At 53.4% G+C, this 5,052-nt stretch carries 4 protein-coding genes and 1 pseudogene; 2 read left to right on the top strand and 3 right to left on the bottom strand.

The window, feature by feature from the left end:
- Positions 1–693: hypothetical protein (locus tag AB1690_13795; protein ID MEW6016380.1), on the top strand; the 693-nt coding region annotated here is incomplete at its 5' end.
- 51 nt (positions 694–744) lie between these two features.
- Here AB1690_13795 and AB1690_13790 read toward each other — a convergent pair.
- From AB1690_13790 to AB1690_13780, 3 genes and pseudogenes are all read right to left on the bottom strand, one after another.
- The gene (locus AB1690_13790) at positions 745–2,079 is read right to left on the bottom strand and encodes a sodium:alanine symporter family protein (protein MEW6016379.1); all 1,335 of its coding nucleotides are present in this window, start codon (positions 2,077–2,079) and stop codon (positions 745–747) included.
- 243 nt (positions 2,080–2,322) lie between these two features.
- Positions 2,323–3,516, bottom strand: a complete 1,194-nt coding sequence (locus AB1690_13785) for an iron-containing alcohol dehydrogenase (GenBank protein ID MEW6016378.1) — start codon at positions 3,514–3,516, stop codon at positions 2,323–2,325.
- A gap of 201 nt (positions 3,517–3,717) precedes the next feature.
- Positions 3,718–4,050: pseudogene (locus AB1690_13780) on the bottom strand (transposase).
- Positions 4,051–4,192: 142 nt separating this feature from the next.
- Here AB1690_13780 and AB1690_13775 point away from each other — a divergent pair.
- A partial coding sequence (locus AB1690_13775) for a cobalamin-dependent protein (protein MEW6016377.1) occupies positions 4,193–5,052 on the top strand: 860 nt, incomplete at its 3' end.

The raw sequence follows: 5,052 nt of genomic DNA, 5'->3' as shown, positions 1-5,052 counted from the left end.
ACTTATCGCGTTCACGAAATGTCGGCCTCGGAACGGGAGGAGATTTTGCCCGGGGCGGCGCATTTGATTTCGCTGGAGTATCAGCCGCTGGGGAATCTGTCTGCTCCGCAGAATGTCTTGAGTTTTATCGCTCTTTCCGAGGAATGGCGCGATGAGTTGGGGAATGTCGATACATCCTCACCGGTGGCGGTTCTGGGAAGAAGTTCCGACTATGTTTATCTGCTTACCTTGCCGCAGGCAAATCCTTTTCCGGACAGCCTCGAAGATTTCCGCCGCTTCAATCAGTTGCTGCGAGGCTTGGGATCGGTGATATCGTCGTTTGATATCCTTGACGGCGCGATTGCTCCCACCGTTGAAGAGTTAACCGGAGCCGCTTTTTCGGCGCAGTTACCGGCGGCCGATGCCTCGCGGCGCATTATTACTCTTCGCTGCTCAGAAGATGCCGTTGCCTCCATAATCACCGAATTCATCGGAAAAGGGGAGCAGGTCAAGGAGATGGGAGAATGGAGTGTGGCGGAAAATGTTCTGAGTTTTCAGCCGCTGGCAGACGATTCGCTTCCCAAGGGGGCGCCGCTAAAATGGACGGTCAAAGGAGAATTCCTGATACCGCTGGAATGGGATAGAAATCTCTATGGTTCCCTGGGGCTTCCGCTCCGACAACTAAAACGTCCGGTGACTGTAACAGAAGAGTAGCGCTATCAGAGGAACGGCTGTAACCGGTCTTTCCCTGGCGGAAATTTTCCCTCAATAATATTTCTTTGTCTCGCTGACGATAACGCCCGACAGGAGCAGTAACGCTATCAGATTGGGAAGCGCCATCAAGCCGTTGAAGACATCGGCGACGCTCCAGACCAGTTCCAGTTTTGCCACCGCCCCGACCCAGACAAAGATGCAGAATATCACTCGATATGGCACGATGGATTTGACTCCCAGAAGAAATTCCAGCGCTTTTTCGCCGTAATAACTCCAGCCTATTAGAGTTGAGTAGGCAAAAAGTATCAAGCCGAGCGCCACGATGATTCCGCCCCATTGTCCCGGCAGTCCGGCGGAGAAAGCGGTTGCGGTCAGCGGCGCGCCGGTCTGGCCGTTGGTCCAGACGCCGGTTGAAAGTATTACAAAGCCGGTAAAGGAACAGACGATAATGGTATCGATAAAGGTCTGAGTCATGGATACCAAAGCCTGTCGCACCGGGTCGCGCGTTTGAGCCGCGGCGGCGGCGATAGGGGAACTTCCCAACCCGCTCTCATTGGAGAATACCCCGCGCGCCACTCCCCAACGTATTCCCTGCATAACAGTGGCGCCGGCGAATCCTCCCGCCGCGGCGGTGGAACTGAAGGCGTTGGTGAAGACCATAGAGAAGACCTCCGGTATGGCGGAGAATTTGATAATGACGACTATAATGGCGCCGATACCATAGACGGCGATCATGAAGGGCACTAATAGCGTCGTAACGCGCCCGATACTTTTGATGCCGCCGATAATCACCAGCGCCGTCGCGACAGCAAGCACGCCGCCGGTTATCCATTTGGAGATGCCGAAGTGCGAAGCAACCGCATCTGCCACCGAATTTGATTGCACCATATTGCCGATGCCGAAGGCGGCAATGGACGCGAATACGGCAAAGAGAATGCCGAGCCATTTCCAGCCCAGTCCCCGGCTGATATAATACATCGGTCCCCCGCTCATATTCCCGTTTTCATCGACCACCCGGTATTTCACCGCCAGCACCGCTTCGGAATATTTGGTCGCCATTCCGACCAATCCGGTGACCCACATCCAGAAGAGCGCGCCGGGACCGCCCAGGGTTATGGCGGTGGCGACGCCGGCGATATTGCCGGTGCCGACGGTGGCGGCAAGAGCGGTCATCAGGGCTTGAAAATGCGAGATATCTCCCTCGGAATGCTGTGTTTCCTTGCGCTCCACAAAGGCCAGTTTCAGGGAGCGCCAGAGGCCGTAGAACTGAAGACCCCGCAGGCGAATGGTCAGGTAGATTCCGGTTCCGACTATCAGAATGAGCATCGGCGGTCCCCAGACCTGGTTGCTCACAGCGCCAAAGAAGTCGATTATTTGCTGCTCCATAGATTCAGTCCCTTTTTACAAGCAGGTTTTCCGTTGACGCAAATTGTCAGTTTCCCTCGCGAATTGGGTAACGGTACTAAATTGAAGGAATTGATGGCAAGTGAAGATTTGGGCGACCCATTGGGCGGGGAGGTCACCCCAAACGGCGCTGGATTGAGGAGCGAGACAAAAAAGCAGGCAAAACCAATCGCTCTTATCGGCAATAACAGTTGCACTCGAAACAAAAATATTACCGGGGAGCGGCTACATCGCCATCCGGAATATCCGGATAATATCTTCCTTATAAAGCGGGCGGGGATTGACCAGGTACTGCTTGTTTGGAGAATATATCCGTATCGTAACTTCCGCCATCTTCTCGAAATTGGAGTCATCGGTGATGCCGACGTCTTTCATCTTCATAAACCGTCCCACCGAACGGAGAAAATCAATCATCCATTCCAGTCCCAGTTTCGCCTGCTCCAGCTCCGACTTTCCTTCGGGGTCGATGCCAAACAGTTCCCGCGCCATGAAAGCATACTTGGAGGGGCGGGTGGGATAAGTATATTCCATAAGGTAGGGGAGAAGAAGCGCCAGCCCTCGTCCGTGGGAGATATCATAGTATGCCGACAGAGCGTGCTGCATGGCGTGAAGCGGATAACTGCCGCGCCGTCCGGGACCGATAATCCCCGAAAGCGCCACCGCCGACGCCCAGGAAAGATTGGAGCGGGCGGAGATATTATCCGGCTCCTTTACCGCTACCGGAAGGCAATCCATTACAGTCCGCACGACTGCCAGTGAGAAGCGGTCCTGGATAGGAGTGTCATCGATTCCGGTGAAAAATCCTTCCATCACATGGCAGATAATATCAATGCCGCCGTCGATGGTATATTCTTCGGGGACGGTGACCGTCAGTTCCGGGTCGATGATAGAGACTTTCGGAAACAGCAGGGGGGAACCGAAGACCGCCTTCTCGTGCGTTTCCCAATTGGTGATAACCCCGCCGGAGTTGGCTTCGGAACCGGTGGCGGCGAGAGTCGGGATTTCGATAATCGGAAGCGCTGTCAGGGGCTTTTTCACGACCGGCTGTCCATGATTGACATAATCCCAAATCGGGTGATATTCCGCCGCGACCAGCGCCACCGCTTTGGCGGCATCCATGGGGGAGCCGCCTCCCAGACCGATGACCAGGTCGCAGCCGTTCTTACGGGCGAGCGCTCCGGCTTCATCGATGGTGGTGGTTCGAGGATTCGGCTCGATTTTGTCGAAAATGACCGCCCCGACTCCATCTTTTTCCAGAAGGTCGGTCACGCGGTTTATGATACCATGGGCGGCCGATGACCGCTTGCCGGTAACAATCATCGCCTTCTCGCCCAGTTTCTTGGCTTCGGCGCCAATCTGCGCGATTTCGCCGGGACCGAAGATTAGTTTGGTCGGAAGATAAAAGGTAAAATTCTGCACAGGCGCTCCTTGTTATCAAGAGATTACATCAGCTAAAGATAGCAAAATTTTCCAGCCGGCGAAAGGGGGCAGCGGAATTTTTGGGCAAATATCGATAACTATATCGGAATTAGACAATTAGAATCGGAAATCGGAGATTTTTTGATAAATTCTACTTGACAAAAATGAGCCATCACCGTTTCACTCCAGCCCAGTCAGACTTTTTTTAAGCAGCCGGTTCTTCAAAGACAACTCCGCCACCAACTGCATTGACTTCTCGTTTTCCTGACGCAGACCAACTACCTCAGTGCTGGTCGCCTCCCGGGCTGTATCCCCCTGCAAATACTTCTTACCCGCTCCCAATAAATCCTTGCTCCAACGATAATATAAATTACTGACAATCCCCTCCCGACGACACAATTCCGAGATGCTGGATTCCCCCTTTAACCCCTCCAAGATGATCCGGATATTCTCCTCAGCCGTGAATTTCCGCCTGGTTACACGCCGAATATCCTGCACCAAAGCTTCTGGACTTTGACCTTGTTTCCCGCTCATCGAACACTCCTTTCGTTAAGACTAAACTGCTTAAACTACGTCTTAACCAAAAGACCGTCCGTGTCCAAAATCTCCTGAACCGATACATTCCGGCCTAAAAAATCTTCCCCAAATCCGGGTTTTCCTATTAAATTTGGCTATTATGCCGCCCCGAATCTTATTTGTTTATCCCTCCTCATTCTTTATAAGCCCCCTTATGCCGGTGGAGGAGATAAAATCGCCCCTGCTGGGGCTGGCATCATTTGTCTCCCGACGATACGACGTTGCATATACTGACTTTGAAATCCTGTACGGGCGTCCCGATTCCGCGATAAAAGTCCGGCGTTTTGAGCGTAAAGTCGCCGAGCATCTGAGTCAAACCGATTTCGATATTCTGGCTATCTCCTGCTGGACTTCGGTCTCTTATCTGGCGACAATGAGTGTGGCAAGGGTGGCGCGTCAGGTGAAACCGGAGGCGCTCATCGTTGTCGGCGGATACCATCCCACCGCTCTTCCCTCCGACTTCTTAACCGACGATAATCTCTTTGATTATGTTGTTCAGGGGGAAGGGGAGTACGGGATGCTCGATATCGCCGCTAAGTATTCCGATGGGCTTCGTCCGGAGAAAAGCAAGACCTGCCAAAGCCCGCCTCTTCGCGCCGAGGACATAATCGATTATGACTGGAGACTGGTTGATAACCTCATAAACACCAACTTCTCCGGGCGAGTCGGCACCGTCAATCTCTTTCTCTCGCGCGGGTGCCCCTTCCGATGCAGTTTCTGCATGGAACCGCTCAAGCCAAGCGCCTGGCGCGTACTTTCTCCCGAACTGGCGATTGCCCAGATTAAGAATGCCATCGAGCATTACAGTCCGGCCGCGGTCGGGGTCGGTGACGCCTGCTTTGGCGTTCAATCCGGCTGGCGAAAGGAATTTATCTCAAGACTGGTGGAGCTGAATCCTTCCTGCTGGATTCTCTTTGAAACGCGCCCCGACTATATTGATGATGATGATATCAGAAAGCT

The sequence above is a fragment of the Candidatus Zixiibacteriota bacterium genome (assembly GCA_040753495.1).
Classification (GTDB): domain Bacteria; phylum Zixibacteria; class MSB-5A5; order GN15; family PGXB01; genus DYGG01.
Note: the sequence above shows the minus strand (reverse complement) of the source record. Positions and strands in the feature narration are given on the sequence as shown.